At 68.8% G+C, this 4,013-nt stretch carries 4 protein-coding genes and 1 pseudogene; 2 read left to right on the top strand and 3 right to left on the bottom strand.

Annotated features, from left to right (window positions below; genetic code table 11):
* Positions 1-928, top strand: a pseudogene (locus A9X03_RS20070) (sensor domain-containing protein); the annotation flags it as partial.
* A 35-nt stretch (positions 929-963) separates the two neighbouring features.
* Here A9X03_RS20070 and A9X03_RS20065 read toward each other — a convergent pair.
* Together A9X03_RS20065 and A9X03_RS20060 are read right to left on the bottom strand one after the other, a co-directional pair.
* Positions 964-1,548 carry a hypothetical protein gene (locus A9X03_RS20065; RefSeq protein ID WP_067785157.1) on the bottom strand — a complete coding sequence of 195 codons (585 nt, stop codon included), beginning with the start codon at positions 1,546-1,548 and terminating at the stop codon, positions 964-966.
* Positions 1,549-1,840: 292 nt separating this feature from the next.
* Positions 1,841-2,986, bottom strand: a complete 1,146-nt coding sequence (locus tag A9X03_RS20060) for an adenylate/guanylate cyclase domain-containing protein (RefSeq protein WP_156670166.1) — start codon at positions 2,984-2,986, stop codon at positions 1,841-1,843.
* Positions 2,987-3,022: 36 nt separating this feature from the next.
* Between A9X03_RS20060 and A9X03_RS20055 the strand changes: the two genes are divergently transcribed.
* On the top strand, positions 3,023-3,562 hold the full coding sequence (locus A9X03_RS20055; RefSeq protein ID WP_068015081.1) for a DNA-deoxyinosine glycosylase: 540 nt from the start codon (positions 3,023-3,025) through the stop codon (positions 3,560-3,562).
* Positions 3,563-3,572: 10 nt separating this feature from the next.
* On the opposite strand, the gene A9X03_RS20050 is transcribed toward A9X03_RS20055, so the two are convergent.
* Positions 3,573-4,013, bottom strand: a 441-nt coding sequence (locus A9X03_RS20050; RefSeq protein ID WP_255396741.1) for an amidase family protein, incomplete at its 5' end; no start/stop codon positions are given.

Below are 4,013 nucleotides of genomic sequence, written 5' to 3'. Positions count from 1 at the left end.
CGGTCCGCGATTCCCAAGGCTTTCGATGCGGTGATCGCCCGCGGGATGGCCAAGAAACCCGCCGACCGCTACGCCAGGCCGGGGCGCCCTGCGCGGGCACCGGGGTGGAGCCGGGCGGGGGATTGGGCGGCGGCGTGCTCGCGGCCGGGGTCGGTGGCGGCGCCATCGCCGTGTCCGCGAGCGTGGGCTGCGGGCCGAGCGTGACGGTGCCGGGCAGGGTGGCTTCTTGGCTACGGCGCAAGATGGTCGCGGCGTGGTCTTGGTCGGGGTCGCCGCACTGGTCGTCGTCGTCGCCGCCAGTGCCGTGGGCATCTGGTTTCTCGTGCGACCCAAGCCGGCGCCGGCACCCGACCCGATACCCGCCGAGCGCCTCAGCGCGCTTCTGCTCGGCGCCTCGGACGTCAACTCCGTCATGGGATCGTCAACCATGGAGCCCGGCAAGCCCATTCAGTCGATGGACACCTCGTCGCTGACGGTGTCGCAGCCCGACTGCCAGGGCGCGCTGTACACCACCCAGAGCCCGGTGTACTCGGGCACCGGTTACTCAGCGGTGAGCGGGCTGGTGTCGTCGGAGCCGGGAGACAACTACGACCATTGGGTCAATCAGGCCGTTGTCCTGTTCCCGTCCGCCGACAAGGCGAAGGCTTTCCTGGAGACCTCGGCGGGAAAGTGGAAGGGGTGCGCGGGCAAGACGGTGACCGTGACGAACAAGGGCAAGACGTATCGGTGGACGTTCGCCCAGATTCAGGGCGACCCGCCGAAGATCGCGGTGCTGGACACCCAGGAGGGCGCCGACGGCTGGGAGTGCCAGCGCGCGATGAGCGCGGCCAACAACGTCGTCGTCGACGTCAACGCCTGCGGATACCACATCAGCGATCAGGGCACCCAGATCGTCGACAAGATCGTCGCGAAAGTCGACAACGGGTAGCGAGCCCTAAACCCAAGGCGCAGCGCGCTTTTCGCCTACGACTGGAGGTCCGGCCCTTCGGCGCGCAAGTCGTCGACGGCCGACATGGCGTTGCGTAGCTTGGCAAGCCATTCTTCGGCGTGTTCGCCGACCAGCTTGACCGACCAGGCGAGGGCGTCGGCACGCGACCGGGCGACGCCGGCGTCGACCAGCGTGTCGAGCACTTGCCGTTCCGGTTGCTTCAAGCGCGTCATCACCGGTACCGCGATGTGAGTGAACAGGATTCGCTCCGAGCCGGATTTCGACCCGACCTCGACGCCCCAGGAAACCTTGCGGCCATAGCGATCCTGCGCCTCGTCGGCGATGCGCATTCGCTCCGAACGGGTTTCCTCGCGGAACCGCGACGCGCGTCCTTCGGCGCGGGCCTCGCTTTCTTCCTTCTCCGAGCCCTCGAGCTCAGGCAGCCGTCCGATGACGGTGATCTCTTCGCGGTCGACGACGACCGTCGGATCGCCGTCGAACCAGCTCTCGGGCAGGCGTCCGGCGAACCATTCGGCGGCGTCGCTGGCGTCGGGTTGCTGGGCCTGCTGCCAGCCGCCGGGGCGGCCGTAGCGCCGGCCGTGCGTGTGGTGCGATTTCATAATTACATGATTACATCGTTGCACGTGCAAGGGAACCGTGTTCGCCCCCGGCGAACCCGTCGCCACGACGCGGCCCCGCGCCAAGCCCCGATCCGACTGCCCAAAAACCGTTGATATGGGCTGATCAAAGTTGTATTTTTGGTAGCGAAGCAGGCCCGGAAACGACCAATTCCAAGCGCCGGAAGTCAGGGTAGAAAACCGGCCGCGTAGGACCCGCGCATGACGGAGTCAAACGCCCCCTAGTGTCGTCCGGGCCTGCCCATGTCGGCAGCATTCCGGCAGCATTCCCATATCAGTCGTCGCCGTTGGATCCGTCGCCGCGACGAATCCGGAACAGCTTCACCTCGTTCTTGATGCCTTTGAGGCGGCGCGCACCGGCGAACGAGCCGTTGAACTCGCCGGTGTCACCGACCGTCTCCCAGACCGAATCCGCCGCGAGCACGGTGCCCGGGCGCGCCACGCTGGTGACCCGGCTGGCGACGTTGACCGGGCTGCCGAACCAGTCCCCCGCCCGGCTCACCGCCATGCCGGAGGCCACGCCCGCCCGCAGCCGCGGGAAATCGTTGTCCGAGTCGACGGCGTCGACGAGCTTCAAGACCACGTCGAGCATGGGCAGCGGGTCGGGGCAGACGAACATCACCGCGTCGCCGATCGTCTTGATGAACCGCACGGGCGGGACCGTGACGTCTCGGGCCAGCGCCGCGAGCCGGTTGGCCAGATGCCCCAATTCCTCCGCGGAAACCACCTCGCCGATCCGGGTGAAACCGACGAGGTCGGCGAACGCGACGGTGATCGCGCGCGCCCCCGGCAGCGGCTGGCCGGCGGCGCGCTCCGCGGCGTTGACCGCCTCGGTCTCCATCATGTGGCGCAGCTGCAGGAACAACATGTGCTGGATCATCGGGCCCAGCTGCGGCGCGATCTCGCTCACCAACGCCTTCGAGGCCTTCGCGATTTCGAGCTCGGTGGCGCCGGGCCGCATGATCGCCGAGAGGGCGGTGTAGCGCATGACCTCGGCCGCGCGCGACAGGCCTTCGGCGAGGACCCGGACCACCAGCACCACCTGCTCGGCGTCCAGGCCCAGCTCGACGAAACGCTGGGCGTAGGCGGCGGCTTCACCGTCGGCGCGCATGTGGACGACGGCGTCGGGGTCGTCGATTCGCGCCAGACCGATCGCCCGCTGCACCTGCTGCAGCAGGCCCAGGTCGATGCCGTGGGTCTCGCTGATCTCCCGGGTGGACACGTAGGTGCCGTCGTCACCGATGAGGTGGCGGGTCGCCAGCAGCAGTGGCGGATTGGTCGTCCTGATCTCCTCCGGAGTGATGCCCTGCTCCAGGAGCCACTCCACCAATTCCGCCCGCTCGGTGCGTGCGCTGCCCTCGAGTCCGTCGAGCAGATCCTCGATGTGCGGTCCGGCGCCGTTGTGACCGTCGTCCTCCACTTCGCCAACGTACAACGCGCGCCATGATGTGAAGCGATGAGCGCACCACTGTTGCGGGGATTCCCGCCTGTCGTCGACGAGCGCGCCCGCGTGCTGATCCTGGGGTCGTTTCCCAGCGTGCAATCCCTGGCGGTGGGTCACTACTACGCCAATCCGCGAAATGCGTTCTGGCCGATCACCGCAGAGCTGTTCGGCTTCGACCCGGCCGCGCCCTACGAAACGCGGCTGGCCGCGCTGCAATCGGCCGGTGTGGCCCTCTGGGACGTGGTGCACGCATGCCGCCGCTCCGGCAGCGCGGACTCGGCGATCGAACCGAAAAGCTTGGTGGTCAACGACTTCCGCGGACTGTACGCTCGGTATCCCGCCATCGCGCGGGTGTACTTCAACGGCGCCAAGGCCGCCGAGCTTTACCGCAGGCTGGCCCAGGCCGACGAGCGGGTCCAGTACCGGCGGCTGCCGTCCACGAGCCCGGCGCACGCCGTGCCGCCGGACACCAAGCTGGCCGCCTGGCGCGAAATCGCGTCGAACGCGAGCGCGGCGAAGCCCGGCGAGCGATGGGGCCGGCGCAATCGATGAGGCGCAGACGTTATGACACCGGCGGACGGCGGTGCGCCCACGGCCGGGCGGATTCGATCTGCGCGGCCAACGACAACAGGGTCGCCTCGCCGTAGGGGCGGCCCACCAGCTGCACGGCGATCGGCAGGCCGTCACCGTCGAAATCCCACGGCACGGCCGCGGCGGGTTGGCCGGTCAGGTTCCAGACCTGTTGGTAGGGCACCCGCTGCGCCACCGCCAGCAGCGTCCACACCGCGCCGCGGCGTTGGTAGGCGCCGATGCGTGAGGGGCCGGTCGCGTTGCCCGGCGTGAGGACGACGTCGACGTCGTCGAAGATCGATTGGATCCGGGCGGTCACCGCCGGCTCCGCCTCGCGGAGGGCGGTCATGCGGTGATCCGAGAAGAACGAACCGGCGCGGGCCAGGTTGCGGGTCCGGGCTTCCAGGCGTTCGGGGTGCGGTAGCGAATCGGC

Origin of the sequence: Mycobacterium sp. E1715 (assembly GCF_001667625.1) — a bacterium.
GTDB lineage: Bacteria > Actinomycetota > Actinomycetes > Mycobacteriales > Mycobacteriaceae > Mycobacterium.
The sequence above is the reverse complement of the archived record's forward strand: the minus strand, read 5'-3'. Positions and strand labels throughout refer to the sequence as shown.

Bases quoted from the DNA above. Each gene is read 5' to 3' on its own strand.
- A9X03_RS20065 (WP_067785157.1), bottom strand. From the start codon at position 1,548: ATGAAATCGCACCACACGCACGGCCGGCGCTACGGCCGCCCCGGCGGC.
- A9X03_RS20055 (WP_068015081.1), top strand. From the start codon at position 3,023: ATGAGCGCACCACTGTTGCGGGGATTCCCGCCTGTCGTCGACGAGCGC.